Origin of the sequence: Enterococcus sp. 4G2_DIV0659, from assembly GCF_002140715.2 — a bacterium.
Lineage (GTDB): Bacteria > Bacillota > Bacilli > Lactobacillales > Enterococcaceae > Enterococcus_L > Enterococcus_L mansonii.
In genome coordinates this window covers 1,516,752-1,532,779 of the sequence record NZ_NGLE02000001.1, presented here as the reverse complement: position 1 = coordinate 1,532,779, position 16,028 = coordinate 1,516,752, and the positions used below count along the sequence as shown (strand labels likewise).

Sequence of the window (16,028 nt, the reverse complement as noted above, 5' to 3'; positions counted from 1 at the left end):
TCATTTTTTTAAATAATTTTTTAAAAGGAGTAAACTCATGAAAGATAAAATGGAAAAAATTGCAATATTATCATTGTCTCTCATTCTTACATCTATGTTGGCCGTTTCTGGGAGCATTCCAGCGCTGATTCAACAATTTGACGGCTATTCTCGATCTTCGATAGAGTTTTTGGTTTCTATCCCGGCTTTTCCGATGATTATCATGGTTGCCCTTAGTCCTTTGCTGTCGAAAATATTAAGTGAACGTGTCACGATCATTGTAGGTTTACTGATTGCAGGAGGGGCAGGTATTTTGCCGACAGTGCTTACTTCATATAACAGTATTCTTGTTTCACGTGTGTTTTTAGGAATTGGTTTTGGTTTAATCAATACAAGAGCTATTAGTATTATAGGGGAACGTTGGTCTGGCGGGGAAAGAGCAACATTACTTGGATTTCGGGTTTCGGCTGAGACGATCGGTCAAACAGTTATGACACTTGTTGCTGGCCAGTTGTTAGCTTTTGGATGGAAATATCCATTCTATGTTTATGCACTAGCGTTCTTTATTTTAATCATGTATTTGCTATTTGTTCCTTCTGAACAGCGGTCGACAGACGACTCAGTACAAGAAGATGCAGCTGAAGCAAATGCAGTGGCTAAAAAAATGACAACTGAGCAAAAAGGTTTCGTTCTAATGAATGCAGTGTTTATTGGGTTGCTTATTTGTGTAAACGTATCCAATGCGTTGAGACTTCCAAGTTATATTGTAGAAACAGGGATTGGAACAAGCATAGAAGCGAGTAGAGTGTTAAGCATGATGATGTTTACAGGGTTCTTGGCAGGTCTGACTTTTGGTAAGCTGATGTCCTGGCTGAAAAATCAATTATTGACGGTGAACCTTTTAATATTAGGTCTTGGACTTGTGGTTATTGCGTTGACAAGTAATATTATAACGATCGCTTTAGGTGCTTTTCTTTGTGGTTTTTCAGTTACAATTTGTATTACGTGTGTTTTCAATAATCTATCTGAAAATTTATCTAAAGAAATGTTAAATACAGGAATGGCTGTTGTTTTAGTCGGGTGTAACATTGGCGCTTCAGGAGCACCCGTTGTGTTGAATTGGATCGGATTAATCAATGACAATTTAACGACTTCTTTCTTGGTCTATGCAATGATTATTATAAGTGTGGGAGTCGGTGTGTTCATTTTTTCAAGAACAGCAGCAAAAAATGTAATCAAAGAATAGCTTGGAGGAAACAACGTGAACAAAGTAGTCGTTTTGGGAAGTATCAATGTAGATATGGTCATGGAGACGCAAAAATTACCTCGAATAGGTGAGACGATTTTAGGAAATGCCATTGACTATTTTATGGGTGGAAAAGGTGCGAATCAAGCAGTGGCAGTGTCTAGGATAGGTGCTAAGGTCGAATTGTTTGGGAAGGTTGGAGATGATACATTTGGTGAAAAAGCGCTCCGTCATCTTGAAAATGAAAAAATCAATACGGCTCATATTTCAGTAGAAGAGAATATTTTTACAGGAGTTGCCTCGATCTTTAGAATCAATGGTGATAATTCAATTGTCGTGTTACCAGGTGCTAATATGTTGTTTGAAGACATATCGACTTTAGCTGATTGTTTACAAAAAGAGGATATTTTTTGACACAATTAGAAATCCCATTGGAAACAGTAGGGAAGGGATTACGTATAGCGAAAGAAAAAGGCGCAGTTACAATTTTAAATCCAGCACCATTTGATGATAGAATTGTTCGCCATCTAGACGTAATTGATATCATTACACCTAATGAAACAGAATTTGAAGGACTGATTGGTCATGGGGTTGATGAAACAGAATTAGAAACCGAAATGTTGGCATGGTCGAAAAAACATCAAACAAAATTAATAGTGACAAGAGGAGCGCAAGGCGTTTCTTATGTTTGGAATGACGAAGTGATAACAATTCCAGCATGTAAGATCGAAGTACTTGATACAACAGGTGCAGGAGACACGTTTAATGGTATTTTAGCAGCTTTGTTGAGCAGAAAAACGGATTATCAAGAAGCAATCCGATTAGCAAGTATCGGAGCCTCATTGTCAACGACAAAAATCGGTGCACAAACTGGAATGCCAACACAAAAACAACTAGATAAAATAAAAGCGTAGAAGGCTCGTTTGGTCCTGACAGAAAAATAGGAAGATCCGAAGGTGGCGTTCTTTGCCACAGCAGGCTATTCTCTTTTTTCCGAAGGACTAGCCTTGTAAAGCTGGATAAAATAAAAGCGTAGAAGGCTCGTTTGGTCCTGACAGAAAAATAGGAAGATCCGAAGGTGGCGTTCTTTGCCACAGCAGGCTATTCTCTTTTTTCCGAAGGACTAGCCTTGTAAAGCTGGATAAAATAAAAGCGTAGAAGGCTAGTCAGTGTTATACAGTTTAGAAGGAGGGTGTTTAAATTGAAAAGCAGGAGATATGGGAAGAAACTGTCAATTTTTGTAGCAATCGTTCTGATGTTTGGTTTGCTTAGTGGGTGTAACAGCAATGAACAGCAAGGGAAGAGTGAATCGGAGCAAGCGCAAAAAACAGAAGATGTGACTATTTATTTGACACGTCATGGAGAGACGATGTTCAATATAATGAACAAGGTACAAGGTTGGTCAGATACGCCGTTGACTGAAGAAGGGGAGAAGGTTGCTGCTGATTTAGGTAAAGGATTAGCACAGGAGAAGATTACATTTTCTGCAGCGTACTCAAGTGACTTAAAGCGTGCATTTGATACGGCAACTATTGTGTTAGCAAACACGGATCAAAAAAAACTTGAAATCCAGCAAAATAAGCAACTACGAGAACCAAATTATGGTGGTTACGAAGGTGAATTTATTGATAAAATCACACCAGAATTAGCTGCACATAATGGTTTTGAAACAGGCAAAGAATTTCAAGCGAGTGCTGGAAAAATGTATTGGAATAAGCTGGCAGATACTTATCAAGCGATGGACACGTATAAATTAGCGGAGAATGCTGAATCAGTAGAAAAAAGAATGGAAGCTGAACTTTTGGCTATTGCAAAAGAGCAAAGTCAAAAAGGTGGAGGAAATGTCTTAGTTGTCAGCCATGGCATGGCAATCAATATCATGCTATCAAAGCTATCTTCAGAATATGAAGGCAAACCTTTAAAAAATGCAAGTGTAACGAAAATTGTTTACAAAGATGGACAATTAAACGTATTGTCTATCGGGGACGTCAGTTATTTTGAAAAAGGCCAAAAAAAGGAATAAGAATTGAAAATCAAGCCATTGAAGGACAGTTGTAAATCGTGCGAGTGTTTTCGATGGCTTAATTTTTATTATGAGATAAATTCTTAATTTGGTTTCTTTATTTTTCGTTGAATTTTTATTTTTAATCGAGTAAGTGAGAGGGGGGAAAAGAATTTATTGTATTTTTTTCTTATAGTTGCTTTATTTCCAGTTAATAAAAATAGCTCTATACTTTCTGATGTTGGTGAGAAATCGCCGGCATCTTTTTTAAAGCAAAATAATAGAAAAGACACCCTGATATCCTTTAGAATTAAGTCGACGAAAACCAATCAAAAGGGGAAATCAGGATGTCCTGTACAAATCTTATCAAAGAAACCTTATAATCGATTTAATTCTTTGGATTTCCTTCACCAACATTAGTTGACAAAGAGCCTTTCTAGAGAGCGCCTAAAAAACTATTTAACAAACTCAATCTGTTGAAGACTCACTGGTTTTTTCTTTATAAAATTCTCTTAAAATCTCACGAACCTCATCCGTCGATTTTGTTCCCATCAATTTCACCCGCAAATCACTAGCACCGGGGAATCCCTTCACATAAATCTTAAAGAAACGATGTAAACCAACAATTGAGCGCGGAACGATTTTAGCATAATGATCTTGTAAATCAAGCTGCAGCTCCAATAAGCCAAGTAACTCTTGAGGCGAATGCTCTTTCGGTTCTTTTTCAAATGCATAAGGGTTTTTGAAAATACCTCGACCAATCATAATGCCATCCACACCATATTGTTCAGCAAGCTGTAGACCTATTTGCCGATCAGGGATATCACCATTAATTGTAATAAGTGTTTGAGGGGCTATTCGGTCACGAATTTCCATAATTTGAGGAATTAAATCCCAATGAGCATCTACTTTACTCATCTCATTTCGTGTTCGCAAATGTACAGATAAATTGGCAATATCTTGTTTCAATAGATGAGTAATCCAGTCTTCCATTTCTGCGATTTCTGCATACCCAATACGTGTTTTCACGCTAACAGGTAAGCCACCAGCTTTTGCTGCATCGATTAATTCGGCTGCTACATCTGGATGTAGAATAAGTCCGCTGCCTTTTCCTCGACCAGCGACATTAGGCACAGGACAGCCCATGTTGATATCCACGCCTTTAAATCCCATTTCAGCTAGACCAATGCTCATTTCTTTAAAAAATTCTGGTTTGTCTCCCCAGATATGAGCTACCATAGGCTGTTCATCTTCCGTAAAAACTAAACGACCTTGCACGCTTTCTTTTCCATCGGGATGACAATAGCTGTCTGAATTGGTAAATTCCGTGAAAAAAACATCAGGTGCGCCAGCTTCTTTCACAACATGGCGAAAGACTACATCTGTCACGTCTTCCATGGGTGCTAAAATAAAAAAAGGCTTCGGTAATTCTGCCCAAAAATTAGTTGTCATTAGATAATCTCCAGTCTGTTACTCTCTAGTACGTTCTAAAAAATCATACTCATTATACTAATAATAGTAGAAAGAATCAAAGGGAGGATTTTGTAATGTATATACTTTAGGTATTTTACGTATCTTTTAGAATTCCATGATAGGATGAAAATGGTTAAAAAAGAGTCAATAAAGAAATTTTTTTGTGCTTTATGATTGTCTAGAAACGTATTATTACTGTGTCTTTGTGAGAGAGATGAGGTTGGGAAGAGAGTGTTTAGCTTTGAGAAATTCACCGTTTATCGCCTTTTAGATGATTCCTCTAAAGCTCAGAAAAGGATTAATATCAGAAGATTTTAGATGATCTGAATTTTTTTTTAGTTTTAAGATCTAACGTCTGGAATTCATTTTTTATGAGTTTTATAGAGTGGTTTATTATTTTTTTAGAAAAAAATTAAAAAAAATAGGATTTTTAAATAATGAAACGATGTATCATGATAAGTAAGTTTTCAAAAAAGTATTCTTAAGGTGAGAAAAAAGAAATTCATTTAAAATGCAAATGTATATATTTAATATAGTATGTTTGGAAAATGGAAATACTAAAGAAGGTGAATGGAAATGAGATTATTTTTAGATGATATTTATGACAGAAGGATGAAGATACTTAGTATAATCAACAGTAGTAAACAAGAAGTAAGTATTAAAGATATAGTTAATAAAACGGAAGTAGTGCCAAGAACAGTATCAATGATAGTCAAACAATTTGAACAAGAGTTGGAGAAAGATGTATTTAAAGTTAACTATACGAATAATACAATTAAAAATGTTTATGCTACTAATATAGATATAAATGCAATAGGACGTAAGTATTTACTGCAATCAATAATGTATAAAATCATTGAACAAATATTTTTATATGAAAAAATTGATGTCAGTAAGTTTTGTGAGGCTGAGTACATAAGTCAAGCGACTTTTTCAAGACGTAGAAAAAAACTAAAAGAAATTCTTCAAGGTTGTGGATTAAATTTATCTAGGGAAAATAAAATTATTGGGGAGGAATTACGAATAAGAAACTTTTATTTTCAATTTTTTTCTAAAGCATCAAATACATGGTTATTTAGACCGCAAGAGTTTCACGAATTAAATGATTACTTTTCTCAAAGAGTTGTTGATTGGGAAAATAAAAGTTCAGTTCAAAGGTATCATATTAATTTAATTACGTATATTAGTATTATTCGTTCAAAACAGCGAAATTTTGTAAATAATAAAAAATTAATAGAACTATCAAAAAAACGGACAAATTCTTCTAATTTACAACTCTTATTTGATTATTTCTCAAAAAGTAAAAATAAGACAAATGAACAGGTGTGGTCAGAAGCAAGTGCAACCTTGTTTATTCTTTATAAGGAAAAAATTTTTAATGATTCGTTAGAAGTAGATGCGTATGAAACTTTTTTTTCAATTGACCATTTTTCATTTGTAACACATAGCAATATTTTTGTCAGAGAAATTATAGATGCTTTTTTTGAAGGAATAACGGATAAATATCTATATTTAAGGATTAGGCAAGAGATTGATTTATATCATCTGATTGTAAAAACGTGTTTTATTGACCCTAAAAATTTTGATTTTGTTTATGATGAAAGAGTATATACGAATATGGATCACTTTGAAAAAACAATAAGAGAAAAAACGATACGTATTTTTCAGCACTTAAAAACAACACAGTATAGTGAATTTTTTAACCAAATTCCTAAATATATTACAGAGACATCGTTGATTGATTACATATATTTTTCCATTTATGCATTATTTGTTGAATTAAAAAATTCAGAATCTCAGTCTATTAAAATTTTTGTTCAAGATGCAAATGTTGCTATGAGCAATCTGCTAAAACAAAAAATCAATTGCTTTTTTGGCAGTAAAGTAAAATGTATAGATCGACTAGAGTTAAATCCGGATCTTATCATTACAGATACAAATATAGTAGTTGCTGATAAGCAAGTAGAGCAGGTTTATATTAATAGGTTATCAGATTTTGATTTTTTGGTAGAAAATATAGAGCGAAAGATACTAGAAAAACATAGTAAAGAAACGAGGGATTTTTAAAATACATAAGAAACTATTATTCATCTTAAAAGTGAATAAAGTTCTTGACTGATAAAAGATATCAAGTTTTTCCAGGCTTCAGTATCTTCTGGATGCTCGAAATAAAAAAACGGTGTATCATTATTTTTTTCAAAAGAATCTGAGATAATTATATCTGCTTCATTTATATCAAAAGTGATTCTAAGGGTAGTATCTTTGAAAAAAATAAGAAGTTTGTTTTTAATCAAATCATACCCATAAATTGTTTTTGAATGTTGAATAAGTACATTCAAAGGACGATGCTTATTTGAAGTGATTAAAACTAAATAAAGTAGTTTAGCCAAGTATGTGACTAAAGATGGAATAGTGGATATAGGAGGAAATAGTTCACTATTCCAATTGTTATGGATAAATTTTGCTAACTCAGTCTCATGTATTTTAAACAGTCCATCTGATGATTCAGCCGTGAAGGGAGCATCATCACTAATTTCTGAAAATGGGCTATCTATAGTAAAGAATTTTACATAGAATAAATGGAAAATGATTAAATAATAACTAGCTGCATAATTCTCTTGAGTTAGACTAACATTATATTTTTTTAAAAAGTCGTTTAAAAATTTAGATGTAAATGTAGTAATTGGAAGAGAAGAATCAATAAACATAGTGGCAATACGTATTTTGTTAGTTGGAGAGTCAATATTAGAAATAAAAAAACGAGCTAAAAAACCAAAAAAGAGTTCTTCTTCGTAAATGTGTTGATCAGATACATGCCGTTTACGTAAGGACTCTTTTATACTGTCCGCAAATGATGTGGGGGATACTTTTTGGAAAACTTCCAAATAAGGTAAAAAATCTTTCGGTAAAGAAATAAGTTCTAATTTATAGGAGAGATGCCAATAGGTAATCACTTGAAAATAGTTTAATCGCATTTTTTGTGATGGAGAAAGTAACTGTGAATCAATTGGTGCAGGAAGTTCTTGTAGAAAAGTTGGCGAAAATTTAAAAGGCCATTCTACACCTTTATAAACACTCCAATAAACATAAAACATAACTAAGCGTCTATTTTTTTCATTTCCTATTATATTTGATTGTTTCTTTTTAGATGAAAAATTTATAGATATATCGAAAGGTTCCAATAGTTGATTAAAAAAACCTAAAATTTTGTATGTGTGAGAAAGACTCAAATTTAAATTTTGAGACAATTCTTCCGCACTGTCATAGTAACGGTAGGATAAAGCATTTAATATAGAAAACGTTTGAGAAATTTTTATATAGTAAAGCCTCATTGTATCTATGATGTAGCTAATGTTTAGAGAAGACGTAATCGAATAATACGTTTCTTTTTTTTCTAAAATAACAGAATTTTCTTTAAAAACAACAGCCAAATCCTCTTCTAACTGTGAGCGATAGATATAGAAAGAGTGGTTTGGAATGTTTAATTTTTGTGAAACTTCGTTCGTTGACAATCCTTTTTTTGAATAAATAAGTAATTTTAGCAACTCAAAGCGCAGCTGTTCATTTTTTTTCATAAATAACTCTTGCATATAAATACCTCCTGCACGATATATTGTAACAACAAAATATTTTCAGAAAAGACATTCATAGGTGATTTTTTTGAAAAAAAAAACAAAAAAAATGTTTTATACTGAATTTATATTAATTTGATGTGAATATTTCTTAATAATAGTATACCTCACAATTATTGAGAAACAAAAAATTCTACTCAACGGTTAGAACAGAAGAAGGAAGGATAGAAAATGTTATACATAGGTGTTTTACAATTTAGTGAAAATCATAGTAATAAGTTGTACATAGAGAGATTAGCTAAGGAAAATAAACTAGTTGAACTGTCAGGAGAAAATATCAGAATTGAAAATGAATGTGATAAATTGCAGGCAGTTGTTATCTTTGAAAATGAATTAAATGATGTGGCTAGAATTTGTACAGCAATTTTATCTATAAAGGAACAAGCGGCGTGTCATATCTGGATTGTTTCAACGATTCAACAAGGAACGGGCAAAATCATTTATCTTCAACTTGGAGTAGATTCGGTATTTAATGAGCAATATCAAGAAACGGATGAAGTGGGACTAAGTATTGAGAACACATTAATCAAACAGCAACAAAATTTATCTTTAAAGCAACATCAAAATGAAAAGAAATATGGACAAACATTACTTCGCTTAAAAGAAGGGAATTTAAGTATAGTAGTTGGCGAAGGGGACGAAGTTCCTTTGACCAGGTTAGAATTTAAATTGATTCATATTTTAGCAGAGAAACCGAAGACAACATTTTCTTACGAGGAAATACACAAAAAAATTTATGGTGATGAAGTAGGCAATCAAAAGTATCGTATAGCAAATCTTATTTTTCATTTAAGAAAAAAAATAGAGAAATATACAGATGAAATAGGCTATATTAAAACGGTTCATTCTAAAGGGTATATGTTAGTGGAGAGAAAATAACATGTAGGATGATTAGAAAAAATCAAGCAAATTAAAGTGTTTTCTTATAGTTAAGAAAAGGTACTCCTAAAAGAAAAGGAAGAATTGGATTGGAAAAGAGAAGAGCTATAAAGTTAATTATTTATACAGTACTAGCGGTGTGTGTGTTGTTACCTGCAAAAGCAAATGCTGTTGATCCACTCGATCCAGAAGTAGCACCAGAAAGTATAAAAATTGATGGATTATTCACAGTTCCTGCAGGAGCAAATAGTACTAAACGAAATAAAACAGTGATCATTACAGAGAAATTAGAGGGTCAAAAAGGTGCTATATATGCTACAGAATTAAACAAAGTAGAGTTAGATAAAGATTTTTATTCTGAAATGTATATCAATATCGATGGTAATGGTGATGGTGTAACCTTCGTTATGCATAATGATCCAAGTACAATAGGAAAATATGATGGAGCAGCTGGAGAATCCTTGGGAGCATATGCACTATTACCAATATCTGCGTATCTAGAGCCGACAAATCAAATAAAAAAAAGTGTAGCAATTGAATTTGATACCTATTTAAATGCAGACGCATCAGATTACCAATTTGCTGGGCTTGCGAACGTAAGAGAAAATGGGCATGTCGCTTATGTCTTTCCTGATGATAAAGCACAATATACCAGTACTACAAGCCTACTCTGGCTTAAAGCTATCAAACACAATAGTCCGCAAATTCCAAATGATTTTAAAATTGGAGATGGGAAATGGCGATTGTTTAAAATTTATTGGACAGCGTGGGATGCAAGTGGGAAGGGCCAATTAACGTACGAATATGAAGGATTAGATCCAGTGAATATAGAAATTGAAAAAACGAAATTTGGAGATGCAAACTCGGTTTATTGGGGATTTACTGGTTCAACAGGTAACGACGTGGAAAAAGCCATGGTAGCGTTTCGTACAGTTCCTGGTCTAGTCTATTATGATGACCAAATAGAGTTTGAAAATTCTAAGGGAGAAAAGCTGGGTACGGATAAATTCGCTGGTAAAGATGAGGAAGTCACTTTGCATTATTCCGGCAATTATACGGGAGGTAAAAAGAATTTAGAAAAACCAACTTTTGAATTTGAACTTTCTTCAAAACAACTATATAAAGAAGGGTCTTTGAAAGTGGGAGGAAGTTTTGTAACTCCTGATCCTGATGCTCTTAAAAAAAATAGTATAAAAGTTTCTACTGAAGATTTATCTTTAGCAAATAATAGAGTAGATATCACATTTAATGTAACGAATAGTGACTTGACAGCTACTGGGAAACAAGAGGTAGTAAGACATTTGGTATCCGATACGATGATAGCTCCTGATGCTTCAAATCAATACGATGTGGATGCGGTTGCGCCTACTGGAACAGGGAAATTACTGTTAATTAATCATGATAGTCCTGAAGAAATAACTGGAGTGAGTGATTACAGCACGTTTATGAGTGAATTTAAGGATGATGTATCAAAAAAAAGTAATATAAAGATTTCATTAAAACCAGGTCAAGACATTGAAGGTATAGTCAAAAATATAGGGTCAAACAGTATTGTGTTATTACTAACAGATGAGGTAGGGAATACAAGAGAAGTTAAGGTTCCAATTTTTGTAAAAGATCCAGAGACATCTGTTTCACCAGACAATAAGTATCTATTATCTGGTACAAACTTTACAGTGTTAGCTAAGGATTATCCTAAAGACTCAGCAAGTGTCAAGAAAATGATTATAGCAGAAGGAAAACTTTCGATTTTTGATACTAGTTTGGTACCTATAAGTACTCTTGATCCAAGTGAAATTAAAATCGAATCGGCAACCTTGCCTAATTTAAATACAGAAGGTGCCATAACTACAGGAGAGCATCTGGTTACATTAACCTATGGAACTGGGTCATCTAAAGTGGAAAAAACAATTGTAGTTACTATTGAGGCAAGTGAAGAAGAGATAAGTGTTTTTTATTTAGAAGATGAAAGTGGTACCGCATTACAAGAAGATTTACAGTTTACTGGTTTGTATGGGGAGGAAGAGACCTTTAATGCTGTGGCGATTGCGGGTTATACATTGAATAAAGTAAGTATTGACGGAGTTGAACAAAAACCATTAGTCGATCTAGTAAAAGCCAAGTATGGTGAAGTGAAAGAAATAGTATTTTATTACCAAATGAATCCTGTTGGAAGCCTTGTTTTCGATCCACCTGTGATCAAAGAAGGAGATAGTACGATATTTACGTCCACCTTTAAAAATAGCGCGCCAGCACCGTCTGCTTTTAAAGAAGTTGTATACAAAACGACAAATCCCTTTCCAGAAAATCTTACTGTTGATTTAGCTAGTGTGAAGCTGACTAAAGATGGTCAAGAAATTAAACCAACTGATATTTTTATAGGGACAGGAGGGAGATTGAATGTAAAGATAGCAGAGTTAGAATCAGAAGCTGAGTATGTATTAGCTTATGAAGTGAAATCGGAAATATCAACTCCTCCAATTCAAACAGATGTGGCGTTTAAGCAAGGATACGAATTGACTGGAAATACGTCAACAAATGTTGGAATTACAACAACTGTTGAAGATTTATCACTACAAATTAAGCCTAAAATAGGTACAGTCAATGTAGCATTTGTGGATGATATTGGGAAGAAAATTCATGAACCTGTTTCTGTTAGTGGAAATGTTGGTGACAAGATTGATTTGACCCTCAATAAAGAGGTACAAGATGTATTAAAAATAATATCAGATCAAAACTATCAAATTCACTCACGGCCAACACCTGAGGATGCTATTTTAGTGAAAGAAACGGAGTACGACGTTCAATATGTGTTTAGTGGAACACTCTTTGTCTACTCTGCGCCAGAGACTATTGATTTTGGCATAAGAGATGCAGGAATTTTCGGTGTACGAGTGGAAAAACCTAGTTATGATAAAGAGTTAATTATTTGGGATAACCGGACGACGTTAACAGAATGGTCGCTGAAGGCAAAATTAGAAACGTATCTCACGAGTAAAGATGGTGAAGGAGAAAGAATTTTGCCTGATGCTATTCGTTATCGGACGGATGAAGAGACTGAAATCATATTAAATGCCAATGATCAGCCAATAGTCAAAGCTACTCATACATTAAGTAGTCAGTATGATGTGAGCGATAAATGGGCAACGGGTGAGCGAGGTTTTAAATTGGATGTTCCTGCAGGTGCTGTTCGTGAACTAGGAAAATACAAAGCAACGATTGTTTGGACTGTTGGAGCAACACCGCAATAGACGGTGAAATCATCACCATCAAAATTTACTGTTATTCCTAGATACTTGTAGAAATATCAAACTGCTAGAAATGAATAGAGCTCGTGAAGACACACACTTTATCAATAATAAGACTCATTATTTTTGGTTTCTTTTTTCTATTAATCAGTGGTGTATAGGTGCTGTTTAATAGGAAGTTGAAATAAATGTATTTAATTCTAGTAAGAAAGGAGGATGAAAATGAGAAAAAAATTGATTTTAGTAGTGGTCTGTTTAGTTACTATTTGTGCTGGATACTTTTGTATTGAAAATAAGGCAATAAAAGCAGAGGAAGGAATGCTTCCTTATGCTGATGGGCAGGGAACACGGGTAGCTGGTTCACTGATTGATTATCCTGGAATTAACTTAGTGGATAGTAAAAATCCTGGTGCAGCTAAGCCTATTCCAGGAGAGTATGCCCTGATGTTTCGTATTACGCCTAGACTGACGTATACGGTCAGTGGAGCATCAAAGGAAGGTTTAACTTATGCATCGTTTAAGGAAAATGATATTACAGGAGATAATTATGTACAGTTGAATAAAGTAGCGATTTATAAAGGTCAATTCATAGATTTACGTCTTACGATTGAATCATATACTTCAAGCTCACTAAATCCGACAGCCTATATTTATTATCCCACTTCAAAAAGTAGTTCCCTTCAAAAAGATAACTTTCTAAGAATTGATACGCGTGGTAGTAAAGCTCAAATGAAAATTAGATATGATTTCTTTGAGAGTGGAACGACAACAAAAATTCCTGTGCAAGGCATGTGGAATGTGAAAAGGTTAAACAATGTAAAAGGATTAACCATTGATTCCGACAGTTCTTTTTTGAAAGGATTATATACTTATAGCAATAGTGAACTTACTTATGATGAGGTTGAGCCATCTGTCACTAGATTTACTGGTGTTTCTGCCGGTGAAAAAGTAACGCAGGAATTTACCTATTTGTTTAATTCTGATGGATCGATGCACCAAACGATTGATCTTGCTTCTGGAACAGTTGCCTACTTGAAATATGATACATCAGCTGTGGCAAGAGTTATTCTTCCACCACCTCAAATTTTCGGAGAAACTAGCGAAGAGACAAACACAATTAGTTATTCAGTGGTTCAAGATATGCCGATGCAATCGGATCAATCTTTTTATCCTCAAAAGTATGAGATGTATATGAATGCAGATGCAATTTTTGATTTGTCTCAAGCACAAGTCAAGGTAACGGATATGAATGGTACAGATGTCACCTCAAAATTTACAATCACAAAGGATATTCCTAATCATAGATTTGTTGTCACAACCTCACCAAGTACGTTGAGTGATGCTGGATTTGTTGATAATTCTTATGAGTTTAACATTACGTCTAAATTGGTTGAAGGTGTAGATAAGGAAAAATATTATCAAAGCGATGGTTATCTCCATATTCCGATGAATGTCTATAATGTCACAGGTGATGGTGATAGTGAAATCAATGAGGGAATTGCTAAAACTAGATTAGGTGGCACTCCTAGTGCAACACCTATACCTAGAGAAGTAATGCTTGGAACAAGTACAGATGATTTAGATCCAACTACTTTAGTAAAGAATTTAAAGGGTGTCTTTGCATCAGAATCGGTAAGTATTATTGGTTTTGCAAATAAAGTAATCTTCTCCAAAGAAGGTCTGACATTAGCTGGAGTAACGATTAGAGGAGATAAGACGGGATTAGGGACAACGATATTTGTACCAATTACGGTTAAACAGTTTAATAATCCTGAAATTACGTCAAAAATTGTTTCAGAAGTGAAGCAACCGGATGGCTCGTGGAAAGTAAGTGAGCAGGCGAAAGTATTAGACAATGTTCGTTTTACTATAACTTCAGAGCTAACTAATGAGACTGCGTTATGGCAACAAGCAAAGTTATCTGCTCAGTTAGATGCAGCATATAACAATGTAACACCTGTTTCTGCTAGTTTAATAGATTCAACTGGTTCCTCTAAAGAATTGGAATTGCCAATTATAGCACAAACGGCTCCCCTTACAGTCATTCAAACTGCGGAAAATAATCTGTTAGTAAATGCTAAAGGGAGTACTTTAAAAGTTATCTACACAGCTCAAATCGATGCTTCTGCTGGTTCTAAAGTACTAAAGACAATAGCTACTCCCCAAGGCTTGAATCCGGACAATTCAGCTATTACAGTGTCCAATTTAGAGCATCCACTTACGATACAAGCAAGTGAGGCAACAATAGCTATTTCTTATTTAGAAGACAACGTAATTGGTTCAGCAAAAGAAGTATCACAAAGTAAATCTCTAAGCAAGTTAATAGGGACGGAAGAAAGTATTTCAGCTGAAACAATTCCAGAATATACATTGAGCAAAATAAGTATTGATGGAGTTGAACAAAAGCCATTAGTCAATCCGGTGAAAGTTAAATATGGGGAAATAAAAGAAGTAGTTTTTTATTACCAAAGAACACCTATTTTATCAACTGAGTTTTCTATTTCCCCGAATGTGATAAAAGAAGGGGATAGTACAACGTTTACGTCCATATTTAAAAATAGCGCGCCAGCACCGTCTGTTTTTAAAGACGTTGTGTATAAAACGACAAATTCCTTTCCAGAAAATCTTACTGTTGATTTAGCTAGTGTGAAACTGACTAAAGATGGTCAAGAAATTAAACCGACTAGTGTTGTTATGGGATCGGCAGGAAGATTGAATGTAAAGATAGCAGAGTTGGAATCAGAAGCTGAGTATCTATTAACTTACGAAGTGAAAGCAGAAAATCAAGGAGTTCCAAGTCAAACAACGTTGAATTTTCTTCAAAGTTATGAATTAACAGGAAAAACTTCTAATAATGATGTTGTAACACAAACAGCAAGCGAAAAGACATTACAGATTAAGCCTAAAATAGCGACAGTCAATGTAGCATTTGTGGATGATACTGGGAAGGAAATTCATAAACCTGTTTCTATTAGTGGAAATGTCGGTGATACGGTTGATTTGACCCTCAATAAAGAGGTACAAGATGTATTAAAAATAATATCAGATCAAAACTATCAAATTCACTCACGACCAACACCTGAGGATGCTATTTTGGTGAAAGAAACGGAGTACGACGTTCAATATGTGTTTAGTGGAACACTCTTTATCTACTCTGCGCCAGAGACTATTGATTTTGGCATAAGAAATGCAGGAATTTTCGGTGTACGGGTGGAAAAACCTAGTTATGATAAAGAGTTAATTATTTGGGATAATCGGACGACGTTAACAGAATGGTCGCTGAAGGCAAAATTAGAAACATATCTCACAAGTAAAGATGGTGAAGGAGAAAGAATTTTGCCTGATGCTATTCGTTATCGAACGGGTGAAGAGACTGAAATCATATTAAATGCCAATGATCAGCCAATAGTCAAAGCTACTCATACATTAGATAGTCAGTATGATGTGAGCGATAAATGGGCAACGGGTGAGCGAGGCTTTAAATTAGATGTTCCTGCAGGTGCTGTTCGTGAACTAGGAAAATACAAAGCGACGATTGTTTGGACTGTTGGAGCAACACCACAATAGAG

10 protein-coding genes are annotated in these 16,028 nt (G+C 34.2%); 8 read left to right on the top strand and 2 right to left on the bottom strand.

The window, feature by feature from the left end:
- The first annotated feature begins 37 nt into the window (after positions 1–37).
- The 4 genes from A5880_RS07030 (at position 38) to A5880_RS07015 (ending at position 3,248) form a co-directional block, all read left to right on the top strand.
- Entirely contained in the window at positions 38–1,225 is a 1,188-nt protein-coding gene (locus A5880_RS07030; protein ID WP_086330926.1) for an MFS transporter, read from the top strand.
- A 15-nt stretch (positions 1,226–1,240) separates the two neighbouring features.
- Positions 1,241–1,639: a PfkB family carbohydrate kinase gene (locus tag A5880_RS07025; RefSeq protein ID WP_336577023.1), complete on the top strand. Its 399-nt coding sequence runs from the start codon at positions 1,241–1,243 to the stop codon at positions 1,637–1,639.
- Complete coding sequence (locus A5880_RS07020) at positions 1,636–2,139, top strand: PfkB family carbohydrate kinase (RefSeq protein ID WP_336577021.1); 504 nt, start codon at positions 1,636–1,638, stop codon at positions 2,137–2,139. The genes A5880_RS07025 and A5880_RS07020 overlap by 4 nt, the downstream gene beginning before the upstream one ends.
- A 287-nt stretch (positions 2,140–2,426) precedes the next feature.
- Positions 2,427–3,248 (top strand): histidine phosphatase family protein, encoded by an 822-nt coding sequence (locus A5880_RS07015; protein WP_086330928.1) that lies wholly within the window; start codon positions 2,427–2,429, stop codon positions 3,246–3,248.
- Positions 3,249–3,695: 447 nt separating this feature from the next.
- Here the strand turns inward: A5880_RS07015 and A5880_RS07010 are convergent, their stop codons facing one another.
- Complete coding sequence (locus A5880_RS07010) at positions 3,696–4,679, bottom strand: tRNA dihydrouridine synthase (protein WP_086330930.1); 984 nt, start codon at positions 4,677–4,679, stop codon at positions 3,696–3,698.
- Between the two features lie 597 nt (positions 4,680–5,276).
- On the opposite strand from A5880_RS07010, the gene A5880_RS07005 reads away from it, so the two are divergent.
- Positions 5,277–6,767, top strand: a complete 1,491-nt coding sequence (locus A5880_RS07005; RefSeq protein ID WP_179190445.1) for a helix-turn-helix domain-containing protein — start codon at positions 5,277–5,279, stop codon at positions 6,765–6,767.
- Positions 6,768–6,787: 20 nt separating this feature from the next.
- On the opposite strand, the gene A5880_RS07000 is transcribed toward A5880_RS07005, so the two are convergent.
- On the bottom strand, positions 6,788–8,290 hold the full coding sequence (locus A5880_RS07000; protein WP_086330932.1) for a helix-turn-helix domain-containing protein: 1,503 nt from the start codon (positions 8,288–8,290) through the stop codon (positions 6,788–6,790).
- Positions 8,291–8,503: 213 nt separating this feature from the next.
- Here A5880_RS07000 and A5880_RS06995 point away from each other — a divergent pair, with 213 nt between their 5' ends.
- The 3 genes from A5880_RS06995 (at position 8,504) to A5880_RS06985 (ending at position 16,026) form a co-directional block, all read left to right on the top strand.
- Entirely contained in the window at positions 8,504–9,211 is a 708-nt protein-coding gene (locus A5880_RS06995) for a helix-turn-helix domain-containing protein (RefSeq protein ID WP_086330933.1), read from the top strand.
- A gap of 89 nt (positions 9,212–9,300) precedes the next feature.
- On the top strand, positions 9,301–12,462 hold the full coding sequence (locus tag A5880_RS06990) for a lectin-like domain-containing protein (protein WP_086330934.1): 3,162 nt from the start codon (positions 9,301–9,303) through the stop codon (positions 12,460–12,462).
- A gap of 219 nt (positions 12,463–12,681) precedes the next feature.
- Positions 12,682–16,026, top strand: a complete 3,345-nt coding sequence (locus tag A5880_RS06985; protein WP_086330935.1) for a MucBP domain-containing protein — start codon at positions 12,682–12,684, stop codon at positions 16,024–16,026.
- Positions 16,027–16,028 lie beyond the last annotated feature (2 nt).